General features: G+C 39.2%; 17 protein-coding genes. 4 read left to right on the top strand and 13 right to left on the bottom strand.

The genetic code is table 11. From position 1 onward, the window contains the following. Positions 1-169: 169 nt before the first annotated feature. Genes ACM0OY_RS25650 through ACM0OY_RS25635 form a run of 4 tightly spaced genes read left to right on the top strand, consistent with a single transcriptional unit; the run spans position 170 to position 6104 of the window. Positions 170-1279, top strand: a complete 1110-nt coding sequence (locus tag ACM0OY_RS25650; protein ID WP_414571639.1) for a tyrosine-type recombinase/integrase — start codon at positions 170-172, stop codon at positions 1277-1279. Beyond that, positions 1279-2745 (top strand): tyrosine-type recombinase/integrase, encoded by a 1467-nt coding sequence (locus ACM0OY_RS25645; RefSeq protein WP_414571638.1) that lies wholly within the window; start codon positions 1279-1281, stop codon positions 2743-2745. Before ACM0OY_RS25650 ends, ACM0OY_RS25645 begins: the two co-directional genes overlap by 1 nt. Continuing rightward, positions 2738-5182, top strand: coding sequence for an integrase (locus ACM0OY_RS25640; RefSeq protein WP_414571637.1), 2445 nt, complete (start codon positions 2738-2740; stop codon positions 5180-5182). Before ACM0OY_RS25645 ends, ACM0OY_RS25640 begins: the two co-directional genes overlap by 8 nt. Further along, entirely contained in the window at positions 5166-6104 is a 939-nt protein-coding gene (locus tag ACM0OY_RS25635; protein ID WP_414571636.1) for a DUF6262 family protein, read from the top strand. The genes ACM0OY_RS25640 and ACM0OY_RS25635 overlap by 17 nt, the downstream gene beginning before the upstream one ends. Here ACM0OY_RS25635 and ACM0OY_RS25630 read toward each other — a convergent pair. From ACM0OY_RS25630 to ACM0OY_RS25570, 13 genes are all read right to left on the bottom strand, one after another. Then, positions 6093-6371: a WGR domain-containing protein gene (locus ACM0OY_RS25630; RefSeq protein WP_414571635.1), complete on the bottom strand. Its 279-nt coding sequence runs from the start codon at positions 6369-6371 to the stop codon at positions 6093-6095. The two genes, ACM0OY_RS25635 and ACM0OY_RS25630, sit on opposite strands and share 12 nt — an antisense overlap. Positions 6372-6983: 612 nt before the next feature. Continuing rightward, positions 6984-7262: a hypothetical protein gene (locus ACM0OY_RS25625; protein ID WP_190895136.1), complete on the bottom strand. Its 279-nt coding sequence runs from the start codon at positions 7260-7262 to the stop codon at positions 6984-6986. Between the two features lie 70 nt (positions 7263-7332). After that, positions 7333-7701 carry a hypothetical protein gene (locus ACM0OY_RS25620; RefSeq protein WP_414571634.1) on the bottom strand — a complete coding sequence of 123 codons (369 nt, stop codon included), beginning with the start codon at positions 7699-7701 and terminating at the stop codon, positions 7333-7335. Then, positions 7698-8021: a hypothetical protein gene (locus ACM0OY_RS25615; protein ID WP_414571640.1), complete on the bottom strand. Its 324-nt coding sequence runs from the start codon at positions 8019-8021 to the stop codon at positions 7698-7700. Before ACM0OY_RS25615 ends, ACM0OY_RS25620 begins: the two co-directional genes overlap by 4 nt. A 51-nt stretch (positions 8022-8072) precedes the next feature. Beyond that, positions 8073-8447, bottom strand: coding sequence for a hypothetical protein (locus ACM0OY_RS25610; protein ID WP_414571633.1), 375 nt, complete (start codon positions 8445-8447; stop codon positions 8073-8075). Positions 8448-8795: 348 nt separating this feature from the next. Further along, positions 8796-9245, bottom strand: coding sequence for a hypothetical protein (locus ACM0OY_RS25605; RefSeq protein ID WP_414571632.1), 450 nt, complete (start codon positions 9243-9245; stop codon positions 8796-8798). 431 nt (positions 9246-9676) lie between these two features. Continuing rightward, positions 9677-10279, bottom strand: a complete 603-nt coding sequence (locus tag ACM0OY_RS25600; RefSeq protein ID WP_414571631.1) for a siphovirus Gp157 family protein — start codon at positions 10277-10279, stop codon at positions 9677-9679. Positions 10280-10366: 87 nt separating this feature from the next. Then, complete coding sequence (locus ACM0OY_RS25595; protein ID WP_176727085.1) at positions 10367-10534, bottom strand: hypothetical protein; 168 nt, start codon at positions 10532-10534, stop codon at positions 10367-10369. Positions 10535-11039: 505 nt separating this feature from the next. After that, complete coding sequence (locus tag ACM0OY_RS25590; RefSeq protein WP_414571630.1) at positions 11040-11579, bottom strand: hypothetical protein; 540 nt, start codon at positions 11577-11579, stop codon at positions 11040-11042. A 21-nt stretch (positions 11580-11600) separates the two neighbouring features. After that, entirely contained in the window at positions 11601-12149 is a 549-nt protein-coding gene (locus ACM0OY_RS25585; RefSeq protein ID WP_414571629.1) for a GNAT family N-acetyltransferase, read from the bottom strand. A gap of 27 nt (positions 12150-12176) precedes the next feature. Then, entirely contained in the window at positions 12177-12701 is a 525-nt protein-coding gene (locus ACM0OY_RS25580) for a hypothetical protein (protein WP_414571628.1), read from the bottom strand. A 174-nt stretch (positions 12702-12875) separates the two neighbouring features. Continuing rightward, positions 12876-13103 carry a hypothetical protein gene (locus tag ACM0OY_RS25575; RefSeq protein WP_414571627.1) on the bottom strand — a complete coding sequence of 76 codons (228 nt, stop codon included), beginning with the start codon at positions 13101-13103 and terminating at the stop codon, positions 12876-12878. Between the two features lie 194 nt (positions 13104-13297). Next, positions 13298-13933: a hypothetical protein gene (locus ACM0OY_RS25570; protein WP_414571626.1), complete on the bottom strand. Its 636-nt coding sequence runs from the start codon at positions 13931-13933 to the stop codon at positions 13298-13300. Between the last annotated feature and the right edge of the window lie 107 nt (positions 13934-14040).

Raw genomic sequence — 14040 nt, 5'->3', positions numbered from 1 at the left:
CGATTAAGCTTCTTTAAGTATATATGTACTACATTTAGATGCGTTCGCCCTGGGTGACAAGCTGTTTATATATACAACAACAACCAATTCTACAACGTGGAAAGAACAACAACAACAGCCCTAATTTTTGCGTTAGGGTAGAAACAAATTAATTTCCACAACGTAGAAAATGACCAAGGTAGAATGGGCGATATCGCCTCACACAGAGTCACGATTTAGCTGTGTCTTCGACCCTGAAACCTGCCTACCCGTAGAGCCAATCCAAAGATTTTTGAACTACTGTAGAAAGCGACAATTAGCACCGAATACAGTAAGTACATACGCTTATCGACTGGTAGACTTTTGGCGCTGGCTAGAATCCAAATCTCTCAACTGGTATGACGTTGGGTTAAATGAATTAGCAGACTTTGTGAATTGGTACTTGCTAGGTGGTGAAGTTGAAGAATCTGGTGAAAATGTTAGAGAAATTGTTGCCAAAAGAAGTCCTCGCACTGTCAATCAAGCAGTCACCGCCATCCAAGAATTTTATACCTATCACACAATTGAAGGCAGGATTGAAGAAAAACATTTCACTCTACTAGCGCATGGTTGGGGAAAACGAGGAGGCTTTCTTAGAGGAATCGCTAAAAGCAATCCTGATAAACGCAAACGCATCAAAATAAAAGAACCGAAACTCTTCAGTGGTTGTCTATTAGATGAAGAAGTCGCAACCTTAGCCAACGCCTGTACAACTTATAGAGACAGGTTAATTATCATGTTGCTGCGCTCAACAGGAGTGCGGCGCGGAGAACTGTTAGGATTACATTTGGAAGATGTCAAGGACTTAGATTTCAGCGGACGCATTCGGATTGTACGCAGAGAAGACAATCCTAATCGCGCAATGGCTAAAGGAAGAGAACGAGAAATCCCCATTATTTACCATCGTTCAGCTATTCAAGAGACCTTTCATGCCTACTTACTAGAAGAATATCCACCTCAAGCCGAAACTTTGGGAGGCGGGATGTTATTCGTCAATTTATCAAGTAAATGGGTAGGGCAAGCGATGTCCTTAGTTCGCTTAAATAAATTATTTGACCAACTCCACAAACGAACAGGAATTAAAGCACATCCGCACTTATTTCGCCATACCTTCGCTACTAGAATGCTGCAAGACAATTATCTTGACCAATATGTACAACAGCTTTTAGGACATCGTTCAATTGCCACAACGAAAGACATTTACAGTCATGTTCTCGATGAAATGACCCTAGACCAATACTTAAGAGAAGAAGAAAATTAATGGCAGAAGCATTTGCACCGCAAGCATTACAGGAGCGAATCACACTCTCTGAGTTAGGGAAACAGTGGATTAATGATCCTTTGATGAATCAAGATGTTTGGTCACTGTTAGAATTGGGTTATAGCCAAGAAGAATGCCGAATTAATGGGCATTATCATCTTTACTTTCACAAGTTTTCACTGCCTTGGTTAAAACGGCTGACCCAACTAACCATTAAAGCCAGTATTCGAGAGCGATATTCCCTCGGTCGGATTATTCATCGAGTTGGCTGTTTAAACCATTTAGATCGTTTTTTGTGTAATTATGGATATACACAACCCCAATCTTTGACAGAAGCACTCCTCCATCAATTTATTAGCGAAATTAATAGCGGTAATCGTCAGAATGCGATTGCTTACGCCCTCAATCTTTGGAAAGAAGAACAATGGTTGGAAATTGCCTTTACCCCGATTAAACTCAAAAAAAAATCTCCTAAAATTGAAACAATTCCAGAGGAAGTCCTCTACCAAATCTACGAGAAATTCGATTTATTCCCCCCGACACTTGAAAGACTTTTTCGCTTGCAATTGGTGTTAGGCTGCCGCATTGGAGAAATTCTCACTATGCCACGCCATAGCCTGAAACAGGAAGGTGACAAATGGTTCTTACTACGTTGGGTTGAAAAACGCAAACACTGGAGGTTTGTTCAGATTCATCCTCTAGTAGCTGAATTAGTTCAAGAACAGCAGAGATTTCTTGATGCTCAATTTGGGAGAGATTCTGAATTTGATAAACTATTTTGTACCGTTTATACTCATCATCAAAGTATTCCTTGGGCTGATAGAGAACTAGACACAACACTGTTCTATAAACCCCAAACAATTACCAGATTGAGAATTAGTAACTGGCTAATTAATTTTCGAGAAGTAGCAGACTTAAAAGACAAACATGGCAACAGATTTAAACTAACTAGCCACATGTTTCGCCGTACCAAAGCCAGCATTATGGCTCACTGTGAGGTAGAGGATGAATATATCGCCGCCGTACTAGGTCACGGTTCCTTAGATATGCTACCTCATTATCGTCAGCGTTCGCTTATCAGGTTAGAAAAAGAAGCTAATCTCAAAGGTTATGTGGATATGTATGGTCGAGTTACTTCTTTTAAACCGAGAAAAACTAGGTATGAAAAATTAGCTAATCTCCTCAAAGTTAGTACTCCTCTGGGAGAATGTCATCGTCCAACCATGTTAGGAGATTGTCAACATCGCTATGCCTGTTTAAGTTGTCCTCATCATCGGATAACGCCCGAAGATAAATCCCAGTTAGAAGCTGATGTGAACTGCTTGCAGCAAGACCTAATTCAAGCTCAAAAAAGCGGACAAGAAAGACGAGTGACTGAGATTGCTAACTTATTAGCTTTAATCAAAAATCGTTTTGATGGCTTGTCAGAATTGCAAAATCTTCAAGAACATAAAACTAATGGGTAAACGCAAGCATCCACCGATTTCAATTCACCAGACTCTTAACGGGACTTTACCAGTAAATTGGTCAGAGAACTATAGTCATGAGTTCGTTTGTCCTCTTTGTAATTGCGGACGATTGAGCCATTTGGCTTACGATAATAAAACACTTTGTCAAATTCAATTAGGCTGTGAGGTTTGCCACAGATACACTCCCCTCTCCTGCCAACTGAGAAAGTCTGCACCCATCTCAATTCATCAAACGCTTGACGGTACTTTGTCAGTCAATTGGAAGACAGATTATGCTGGCGAGTTTATTTGTCCCAACTGCAATCAGGGAAAAATTAACAATTTTCATCACTCTCAAAAACCAATTTGTAAACTTAGACTCGAATGTGATTCATGCTCTCAGATAACCAACTTAACTTGTGAAGTTCCTCAACACCCACCTATCTCAATTCACCAGACCCTTAACGGTACTTTACAAGTTAATTGGAAGACAGATTATGTTGGTGAGTTTATCTGTCCTCAGTGCAATCAGGGACAATTAAACAGATTTTCTTACTCAAAAGGGTCTGTTTGTAAACTGAGATTGGGATGTGATTTTTGTCATCAAGTAACATACCTGACTGGTAAATTTAAACATTTACCAATTTCCATTCACCAAACTCTTCAAGGAACTCTGTCAGTCAATTGGACAGAAAAGTATTCTGGAGAATTTATCTGTCCTCAGTGTAATCAGGGACAAATCAGCAAATTTCATTATGCTGATGGGCAAAGTCATAAACTAAAACTAGGATGTAATTATTGCTCCCTTAAGACCCAACTTTGTTGTCAAGTTCCACCTCAGTTTCACGGTTATCGCCAGCATTTAGTTTGCCCTAATCCCCTGTGCCATCAAATTGGCCCTGATGGACAGAAAGGGTGGATTTACGAGACCTTCCAAACAACTAGCAGCCAGAGTAATTGTCGCTGTTACTTCTGTCACATAAATTTTCACCCTAACGCCACAAGTTATGGCAGTTGGGTTGGGTATCAACAAGAAGAAACTTTATTGAATTTCTGTTTTGATGATGATGTTTGGGATTTTCGCCATTTTATCAAAAACTCACCCGTAAGAATCCTTAACTTTAAGTCAATTAAACCTGAGTGGTTTCGCGTCCTAGTCAAGCAATATCTATATTCTTTACTCAAATCAGGTAGGTTTTCTGCTAGTGCAAAACCGATGAATTCTCTGGTGGCTTTGCGTCAGTTTAGTCAAATTTTGAAGCCAAATAACATCCAGCATCTCTCTGAGATTAGCCGGGAACTAATTTTAAGCTTTCTCGACCTCAACCAAACTAACTGTAATCGAACGATTCGAGAAAAGCTATATAACCTCAAAGATTTTTTTGATTTTTTCGGATTAGAATCTCTAAGCTTAGTTCGTCATCGAGATATTCCTAAACAGACAATTCAGGACGTGGATTGGTTGGATGAAATCACCCGTCAAGGGATTAAACAGCATCTTGATAAAATCCCTGCTCCTGTTGCTCGTCACTACTTAGTGCAAGAATATACGGCTGCTCGTCCAGCAGATATTTGTCAGATGGCTTTTGATTGTTTAGTTGAAGAAAATGGTCAATGGTATATCAAGTTTTATCAGCATAAGGTAGAACGATGGCACAGACTACCTGCCCCTCGTGAAATTAGACAAGTCATTGAACAACAACAGCAATGGATTAGAAAAACCTTTGACTCTGATTACCCCTATCTGTTTTGTCATTTTAGAAGTATTAAACAGAGTTCTTACCCCTCGTTTCTTAGTCTCAAACCATTGCCCAATCCCCCGCAAGTAACAGCAAGTGGAAATCCAATGGTTCGTCTTATTCGTCTGTTGATAGAGCAAGAAGACATTCGTGATAGTAATGGTATTAGACCCTGCTTTACAGGTAAGATTACCCGCGCTAGTCGCCTGCAAGAAGTGAGGGCTAAACACGGAATGGAAGCAGCTCAACTCTATGCTGACCACCTCAGTAGTGAAACGACATTTCAGCACTATGCGCCTCCCACTAGGGAGCAAGTAGCGGCAGTTGATTTACCTTTTCAGGATCTGCTGCTGAATTCACAAAACCGCTTCCTCCCCTGGCAAACTTTACCTGAAAGCCTTCTCAAAAACCCGAAAGCCTACGAACTCGACCTGGAAATTTCACCTCGTCTGGTGGTTTATGGTCACTGCACACTTGACCCCAAAACAAACTGTATCTACAACCTCTATCCCAAATGTTACGGCTGTAGTAGTTTCCGCCCCAGTACGAGCAAATTACCCCTTTATGAACGGCAATATGCTGGAGAACACAAACGCATGGAGTCAGCTAAACAAGCTGGGGCAGCCCTGGCCTATGAAGAATCCAAGGCTACCCTAGAAGCAATGGATAAATGGCTATCAGATTTGAGGAAAGTTGCTAATGGCGAAGCAACCTAATCGAGAAAAACAGACTGCTGTCCTTCGGTCAGCCCAACAAAAGCGAAAAGAGCAGAAACGTGAACAAGTGTTTCGCGCTATTGAAGAGATTAAAAAAAGCGGTAAACCCTTGACCTTCCCTAACATTGCTCAAGTCGCTGGCTGTTCCATTTCCTACCTCTACAAATGGACGGAATTAACTGAATACATTCATGATTTACAGTCGCAAAAAACACAGCAACTCAACTCATTAGAGGAGAAACAACCTGGACCTCATAGCCTCAAAACTCTAAGCGAAGTATTCAAGCAACGGATTCGAGAACTGTCAGATGAAAATAGAGAATTAAAGCGACAGAATCAGAACTTGAGAGGTCATGTTGCGGAAATCTTCGAGTTGAAGTCTGAATGTGAACGTCTGCGAACACAAATTAAGCAGTTGACCACACCTGAGTCATCCCCAAAAGTTGTTTCTCTGAACTCGGTTTCTAAGAAGTCTGATAATGGCGAACTCAAGAATCCATCTCAAGAAATTACTCATTTAATTACCGAAAAGGGCATCAAAATCGGCGTTAGATTAAAACAGGAAATAGCCAAACACGAGCCAGAGAGAGTGAAGTTGGCAATATCCGCCTTTGAGCAATACCGAGGCCATAATAGCATCGAGAGTCCCGGTGCTTGCTTACTGGCAATGATTCGTGATGAAACTGAACCTAATGTTCCTCTCAAAGCGATGACTCCTCTTGAGGATGAGTTTGAACGTTGGTATTGTCAGGCTATTGAGAGTGGTTTCTGTCAAGATGTTCCAAAAAAATATTTACCCATACAGCAAGGAGAAATTCAAGTTAGAGTAAACAATGATAAATTTTCATCAGGTTATGAACTACTATCCTGGCAAATAGCTAAAGCGAAAATGGAATTAGATGAAGATTCATCAATATCTTGACTCAGGGTCAACTCTTTTATATCCTCGCTTTTCCCTTCGCTCTTGCAGTTTGTAGTAAGTTATTAAAGCAGCTTGGTAATCAGGGCAATCTAAATCTTTTGACTTGCCAAATCCTCGATAGATGGCACTGCCCCAAGTTTTGGTGATCGTCCACTCTCCAAATAGGTTTTGGCAAAGGGTTAAGGTGTAGAATCGCGTATCTCTTTGCCACTTCGATTGAAGCCATTTGTCAAGTTCGTAGGCAATTTTTACAGTCATCTCAACCATGTTTTTGCTTCGCTGGGAGCAAGACTCTATTAACCAACACAGTGATTTTAATAATTAGGCACTGAAAAGTGCGGTAATGAGTCAAAAAAAACTAGTTACATTTTGTAAATTTTTCTGCTTTGTTAAAAGGGAGTTATCGGAGGTTACGTTGTAGAAGAATTTAACAAAAGTCAGTCACATCAAGGCTTCTACGACGTGGATTCTACATAAGCCACTGCATAAGGCATATAAATTTTCTCGACGATTATCAATAAGGCAGGAAATTAGAGTTTTGTGTTGGTGGTCAAAAGCTTATTGTTGATTTGACTCGATGAAAGAGGTAATAGATTAATTAATCAAGTGTTGAATAATCATAAACTTCTGTCGTTTCTAACTCCCTTAAAAAGCCAGTTAATGCAAATGGACATTTACAATTTAGTTCTTTTTCTATCAACTCAGCATTTAGGTGATATTCTTGACACACAGCATCAAAAATATCTTCAGTGGTTAATTCGAGATTTTGATCTAATTCCCAAACTCGCTCTTCTATTAAGTGGATGTCATCTCTTTCTGGGTAGGAAATTTATGTTTTATAAGCGATTATTAGGTCAGTTATTTTGGAGACCGCCATTTTTAAATCTCCTCTGACTTCACAATATAATCATCAAAAGCCTGCAAGTTTATTAGACACCAGCCATTAGGTTGGGTTTCAACGTAAAAATGATCCGACTCGCAGACCGTATACCATGTGACTTTGAAGCCGGAATTGAGAAACTCCATTGGTCTGCTAGTTAAATACCAGCTTTGCGGTTCTTCATGATTAATACCAAAGTCTTGATGCTCCTTATAACCATGATTTTCTAAATACGTGAACAAAGTTCCAAGGATGATGTATGCCTCACTTAAACTCATTTGTTTAATCTTGTTAACAGATTTTTTGTAGATCCATGAAATGATCAGCAAGTTTAGAATGGATGTGCAATTAGATGCGATAAGCCCTTGATATAGGGATTTCTAGAAAATAAAATCCACAGATTTCCAGATACTCTTTAGAAATCTGCTCTGGGCGATTAGCAATAAAACTGCAAACATCATCTAGGGAACTATAAACATTTGTGCAGATAGTTGGGTGCTTGTAATCCCCAACCCCTACTAAATATTGTTCCTCTCCATCTTCTTTGTAAGAAGAAAGAAAAATTCTCACCACATTATCTGGATAGCAATGCCAGTTTTGTGGATCAGAAACTACAGATATTGCATCTGTAGGCATAGGCAATTCATGGTGAATTTTCCCATCTGGAAATTCAGCCTTGTGTTTCGCTATATATTCTTGAATTTTTAGTTTTGTCATTTCTGCTCCCAATCAGTTTTCTTATATTTTATTGCCTGAAAGCAAAGGCGATCACTTCTATTTCGGTAGGGGCGATCGCCTTGCTCATCAGTTAGTATTCCTAAACCGTGCAGTACGTAAAAATTTAGCTGACTTTTCCCGTTAAGTCTCTCAAGATCGCTACAACCCTCTCTACGTTCGCGCAGCGTGTCGCAGACAGACGCTACGCGAACACAGAGGTCGTTCAATTTTAACCAGCCTCGCCACAAAACCTGGATGCCAATTGGTGTTTTGCTTCGATGTTCTAGCCAGCTTCCAAGATGAGCGATCGCCCAGATCACAGGTTTATATAAACTGATAGTAGAATAAATTACTATCAGTTTATAGTTTTATTATGCTGACTGTTTAATCTTGGTTAAAGCTATTAACATTTCTTCTCGGTTGAGATGTCGTTTCTTACCTGTTTTGGATTCTTGGATAGCATAACTCCATTTTATTACAGCTTGTGAGCATCTTTTTCTTAAGTGTTGAACAGTCATCTTTTTGGTTGTAGATAGTTTATTTTTGTTTTTGTTAGATATATTAATTTTGGATTTTCCAGTTAAGGTCTCGGTTTTAATTACGCTGTGTTTTGTAGGTGTAGTGCAGTTACAGTGTTTTTCAAAAGCGATAGATATATCTAGCAAGAATTGGAAAATAAAGAGAGTAGAAAATCCGTAAATAATAACGTAGAGAAGTCCTGTTAGGATATACTGTGCTAATTCCATTGTTTTAACTCCTGTTGATATAACTAGTAACTGGCTATTTATGAAGCGATATGCCAGGTTGCCATTTATATTAAGCGTTAGCTTGTGTGATATTAAAAATAACTTTTACAATACTACTATATCGGCTTTGATGTTATCCCAAAACCAGAAATATTTAATATGGGTAAATGAATTTTAATTATTTAGTTTTGGTTGGTGTCGGGAGTGTCGGGAGTATTGATATGATAACTTTCCTGTTAAGCAAAGGTTCAGTATCAACTCAAGTTTTGATACTTTCTGTATCAAACTGATGCAGGAATAGTGATAAGATAACTTTTGAGTTTGGTTTGGTTAGATGAACCTGTTTATCTATATGTACTTAATAACTGTTCTGATATTATCTACTAACTGTACTACCATACCCAAAATAGCTCTCCAGCCAAGTATTATCCCCCAAAAACCGCTACCAAATAGACCAAATACTGACTTGAGGAAGATAACTCCCCTGTAATTTATCTCGATATTTGATTCAGCTTTGGCATAGATAAAACCATCCCCAATTTTATTTTCCAACTTCCTGATTTGTCGTTCTTCTTCTCTATCCCTTCTTTCTTCTTGTACCTTCCAACCCCAAGGTACAAATCCCAAAATAATCGAAATTGGAAGATAGAATGGCCAGCTATATATGTAGCCAAGGGAAGCATAGATGATAAAAAAGGTTAGCCCCAAACCAGTACGCCAAACTAAACACCAGAGGATAAAAAAACTGTCGATAATAGCGTTACGGATAACTATACTTCGGTTTTTGTGATATGACATTTTAAGGTTGCTCCCGATGCCTAATATTTAAGTTTTTATTTAGGGTGATTGCATCCCTTCAGATTAAACTTAAACTTAGCAGTAGTTTGAATTATCATATTGATAGTTGAAAATAGAAACTACCTAATCAATTGCAATTACCTATTTAGCCACACTAAATAAGGTTAAATATACCAACCTATCGTAACGATGTTTGTACCTAATCCGACATAGTTACTGTTGCTGTCATTGATATCTACAATTTCATCGATTATATCTTCACGGAGTTTAAATTCAGGCAAAGTTTTGATGATTTTTTGAAGAAGTTTAAAATGTTGCTATAGGTTAAAAAAATAAAAATGATTAAGATTTGACCCTTAACCATTTGATGATATTTTTGTAAAATGATGGGATATACCTATGTTTGATTCACATGGTTGGGGCGTATGCCATTAGTTGTGGTTTTTCTTGTTGCGAGACTTACTACCTGATTGCACCTTAAACCGCACCTGCTTCCCGATACTTACCTCGGCAAGATTGCTAATATCTTTACCAGATTTATAAGCTTCAAGAATTGCCTTATTATTAGCTTGGTACTTAATAACTCTAAATTCATCAGGAAAATCTTCATCATCTACTTCTACTAGTAATTTAGCGACCTTTGGTGGGTTATCCCTGATTTCAATTATCCTTTCTTTACCGATGTTTTTGTCACTAATTAATCCAATCTCGTGCAGATGGATGAGGGTGCGCTTGATTTGTTCAAGTTGAGTTTTGCGACGTGAAATTACCCGGTCGTGGAGTTCGGCTACTCGCGCTTTTCTTTCCTCCCAGGTTTCAAAGTCAAGATTTAACTGGTCAACTACCCAGGCGATCGCATCGATTTTGGTTTCGATACCATCTTGAACACCCATAAGTTCTTGTAAGAGTTGTTCTACATTACCTTGTTCGCCTAACTCGCCTGCTTCTTCTATCTGTGACCAAAGTTTAGCAGCATCTAGGCTTAATTCTTTGAGAGTGAGTTGGTTGATTTCGCGTTCAATTGCTTGAGTCATAATTTACTTTTGATATAAAAAACAACTAGCAGTTACTTGTTACTAGTTGTTGACTAAGAAGAGTTGATGCTTGAAGGGAGATTGAATTTAGTATCCGTACTGCAAGTGATAGTAGTCTGATTTTTCTTGTGCTAATTCTGCTTCGTAGTCGTAGTAATCTGCTTCGCTTATGAAGGTGCTTTTTTGTTGAATTTGCTGTGCAGATTTTACTAATTGTTTGTTAGTTGTTGGGTTAGAACTCGTAGTACTTTTCATGTCTATACAACTTCAATTACTTCAACGAAGTTGTTGCGTCAGCAAATGTTGTGATGTTGACTTAGAAAGATAATATTTCTCTTTTACCTCTATCATAACTATCTACTATTGAGTTGTTTTAAACTACTAGTTTTTCTACCACAAAGATAGTTGTCCTGGTGATACATTTCCCCGTCTGCGTGTATGAAACAGCATATGACAAGCTGTGCATAAAGCCACGAGATTTTCTGCTCGGTTGTCCTCGGGCGTATAATTGCGGTGGTGAACCACTAACGTTTTAATGCTGCGTTCTCTACGATTTAATCCATCCCTTTTATCAGTTGGACGTAAGCATTGCATACCGCAGCGCGTGCATTTCCAGTCTGATTTGGATTTGACTTCAAGTGCGATAGTATCCCAGTTTGAAGAATAGCGACTGCGGTTTTTACCAGTCATCAATCAGTTCCTTTTGGGTTGCAGAAAACTAATTTTGATTTAATTTGACCCGATATTATTGTGATTATGTTTACGCAGAAAGTTTTCCGGAAAAATTCACCTGTGACATAACTTGTGTGCGTATTGAATTAGCAGCCTTCTCTGCAATCTCTTCTCTATCAGAATCAGTAAGAACTATTGCAAGTAGCGATTTGAGAGCTTCGCGGTTAGATATAAACTCTTCACCGTATAAATCATCTTGCAACAAAGTAGCTTCCAAGTGAGGTATTAACTCAGGCGTAGGAGATAGCAACCGCTCTTTAATGCGTGCCCTTGCAGTCTCTGTTGCAGAAGTTGTACCTATACCTAAATCCCATGTTTCAATTATTAGCCTGACTTCGCGGTTGAGAGATACACGCAGCGTTGATAGACGACCAAATAAAGGAAGGTTGAGCATTAAAGGTGGTAATGCATTACCCCAATCCAAACCAGCGCCAATCGTGCAATTTGCTTCATCTTCGATGCAAACAGCCTCTTCGAGCCATCCTTCACCAAAAAGTAAATCTATAGCTTCTTGGGTTGTTATTGACTCGTTTGCCTCAGAATTATCCTTTTGCTGTTGATGGTTCATAAATTTTTACCCGATCGGACTTTATCTTCGTCTCAATACACCATACTCAAAGTAGACTAAATTATCATATTCTTCTTCCGAACCGCAGTTCAACATGTTTTGTTTTTCGTAAAATCCTTCAGACCTTGGTAAGGAATGCAACCCAATTCTACCTTCATACCCTAACTCAACACTTCTAATTCTTGCGAAATTTAATAGTGCTTGACCAACACCTTTGAATTGAGGCGGACGCTGAATTTCTATTCGGTTAGTAGGGGCAGTGGCAATGCCATCAACATAAACTAGCCTCTTACCAACATTTAACCGAGAACCGTGCATTTGTGTTTCTATTATCATTAATCCTTGAGTTTTGTTTTCGCACTCAATTGCGTAACCTTCAAGATTTTCTTGATTGGAAATATATCTTAATTTGAATATCCAATCCCAGTATTTATCTTCTTGACTAAATAACCTTAAGCTTTCTACCCAATAATTGACATAATCATCAACATGTCTTTGGACTAAATCTACCAAATAGGCTTCAACAGATGTATTATCAACACCTCTTTTTAACTCGAGTTTTCGCTGCACCTAAAGCTCCTAATTGTTAACTGATTATTAAAGCTTGTGACTGCTATTTGACTGGTAGATAAAAGAGTAAATGTGAATGCGTATATCAATAGCTTTATGCCAACCAGCAAGCACAGCATCATCTGAAATGTCTCCAAGAACTACCAAACCATCTTCTTTGTCCATATAGTAAGGTAAAGGTTCAGCGCTCAACCAACCATAAGCAATGGCTTCTTGGTCTCGCTCAAAAATTAAAACTTCTAAACTTTGTTCATACCTTGAATAGTAGTAAGGTAAATAGCAGGCTGGATACTCTCTTAGAGATTCACGATTAACTGTGTATGATTGCCAACGCAGTTGCTCTCCCTTGATTTCTTTTGGATTACCTTCTAGCCAATCATAAAGCTTTTTAGCTTGCCGCAATGCGTGGTCTTTGCCTTCAAAAACAACGCTGGGAAGAAAAATATCGCCGTCAAAATGCACCGCAACGTCAAATAAATCTTCATCTTCATCTTCATCTTCATCTTCTGCTTCTGTTATCTCAATGATTCCAGCCTTATATAGTTCGGTCATTTCCCTACATTGCTAGCTCTATCCCTACATGGTTAAAATTTTAGCTTTCAGTTACAGAATAATCAGAACACTCTGTTGGCTCTAGTACAGCACAGGGGAAGTAAATCACCCATTTAAAATCAATGAAACGCTTACGCTGTATTCATTTTTAATTTTTAATTCCGCCTTGCGGTACTAGTCCCTTGTCTGGAATCCAGGATCGGTAACTTTTGTTTGTGTAGACGAGCCAGGTTTCCCACGCCAGTCCGCACAACAGGGGGAACCCCCGCAAGCGGCTGGATCGACTTGTTCGCGCAGCGTCTCCGATAGGAGAGGCGACTGGCGTGCGGTTTCTAAGCGCCTTTTTAAGGTTAAGTTAATACCAATGAGCATCGCTGTGTCAATACCATGTGTTGCATCCAAATAAGAACTGCTATAGTTTCTGCTTTTTGCAACGCAATCAAAAACTCTGCGTCATTTTTTAGTACTGCCCTGTTAAACAAGTGAACACCTTCAAACCTTCAAACTCAGTTACCATCGCACTCATGCGCTAAGAGCGATCGCATTAACAGCGCCAATCAGTGTAAATTCAGAAATTCTTGAAAATAATAAAAATACTAACTTGCCGGATGATATAATCCCGTATTTTCGTTAAATTCCCACCCCATACCCGATTTATCCTTGCCCTTGCACCATGCCACAAAAAGCGGTGGGTGCAGCTTATTTCGTTGCTCGCGTATAGTTTCTACATTTACACCAAGTCTTGAAGCTAAACCTTCTTCGGTTAATGGTTGCATTCGGGGAGTATGCACTTTGAAGGATGAATTGTTGTTGTACGATTTATTGCCCCGCTTTTGTTGATTGTTGAGATGATTTTGAATTTTAATAATCGCCTCGGTAAACTGTGTCATTCGGGCTGTTATCCCCTCAATTTTTTCTGATAAATCGGCGAGATTATGGATTGCTCCGGTTTCGTTGCTAGATTCACTTGAAAACTGTGACTCCAGCTTATCAAGTCGTGAGCAAATAGCTAATATCGTTTCATTCGTCATACCGGGGTTACTATTGTTACTAGTAACTAAGTACTCCTCAACACTTGCCTTAATCTTAGAGTCCAAGCGTTTATCTAAATTATCGCCACCAATTGCATCAAGGTTATCTATATCATCTAGGTAGAGTTCGATAAATTGGGTCAGCGTGGCTGTTGCCGTCGTGCCTTTCTCCCGGCAACGGGCGATAAACTGCTCCCACATCTTTTGGTCACAGTTAAAAGATGCCAGTTTCTTGTTTTTCCCTGTTTGGCTCATGTCTAGGTACTATCTAGGTTAACCGGGACTGGACACGACCGAATAAGCGCGTC

It is taken from the genome of Nostoc sp. CCY 9925 (genome assembly GCF_963920935.1).
GTDB lineage: Bacteria > Cyanobacteriota > Cyanobacteriia > Cyanobacteriales > Nostocaceae > Nostoc.
The sequence above is the reverse complement of the archived record's forward strand: the minus strand, read 5'-3'. Positions and strand labels throughout refer to the sequence as shown.

Excerpts from the sequence above, each read along its gene's own strand:
- ACM0OY_RS25590 (WP_414571630.1), bottom strand. The coding sequence starts at position 11,579 with ATGAACCATCAACAGCAAAAGGATAATTCTGAGGCAAACGAGTCAATA.
- ACM0OY_RS25630 (WP_414571635.1), bottom strand. The coding sequence starts at position 6,371 with ATGGTTGAGATGACTGTAAAAATTGCCTACGAACTTGACAAATGGCTT.
- ACM0OY_RS25580 (WP_414571628.1), bottom strand. The coding sequence starts at position 12,701 with ATGACCGAACTATATAAGGCTGGAATCATTGAGATAACAGAAGCAGAA.
- ACM0OY_RS25595 (WP_176727085.1), bottom strand. The coding sequence starts at position 10,534 with ATGAAAAGTACTACGAGTTCTAACCCAACAACTAACAAACAATTAGTA.
- ACM0OY_RS25635 (WP_414571636.1), top strand. The coding sequence starts at position 5,166 with ATGGCGAAGCAACCTAATCGAGAAAAACAGACTGCTGTCCTTCGGTCA.
- ACM0OY_RS25650 (WP_414571639.1), top strand. The coding sequence starts at position 170 with ATGACCAAGGTAGAATGGGCGATATCGCCTCACACAGAGTCACGATTT.
- ACM0OY_RS25620 (WP_414571634.1), bottom strand. The coding sequence starts at position 7,701 with ATGACAAAACTAAAAATTCAAGAATATATAGCGAAACACAAGGCTGAA.
- ACM0OY_RS25570 (WP_414571626.1), bottom strand. The coding sequence starts at position 13,933 with ATGTGGGAGCAGTTTATCGCCCGTTGCCGGGAGAAAGGCACGACGGCA.
- ACM0OY_RS25625 (WP_190895136.1), bottom strand. The coding sequence starts at position 7,262 with ATGAGTTTAAGTGAGGCATACATCATCCTTGGAACTTTGTTCACGTAT.
- ACM0OY_RS25605 (WP_414571632.1), bottom strand. The coding sequence starts at position 9,245 with ATGTCATATCACAAAAACCGAAGTATAGTTATCCGTAACGCTATTATC.
- ACM0OY_RS25600 (WP_414571631.1), bottom strand. The coding sequence starts at position 10,279 with ATGACTCAAGCAATTGAACGCGAAATCAACCAACTCACTCTCAAAGAA.
- ACM0OY_RS25645 (WP_414571638.1), top strand. The coding sequence starts at position 1,279 with ATGGCAGAAGCATTTGCACCGCAAGCATTACAGGAGCGAATCACACTC.
- ACM0OY_RS25640 (WP_414571637.1), top strand. The coding sequence starts at position 2,738 with ATGGGTAAACGCAAGCATCCACCGATTTCAATTCACCAGACTCTTAAC.
- ACM0OY_RS25610 (WP_414571633.1), bottom strand. The coding sequence starts at position 8,447 with ATGGAATTAGCACAGTATATCCTAACAGGACTTCTCTACGTTATTATT.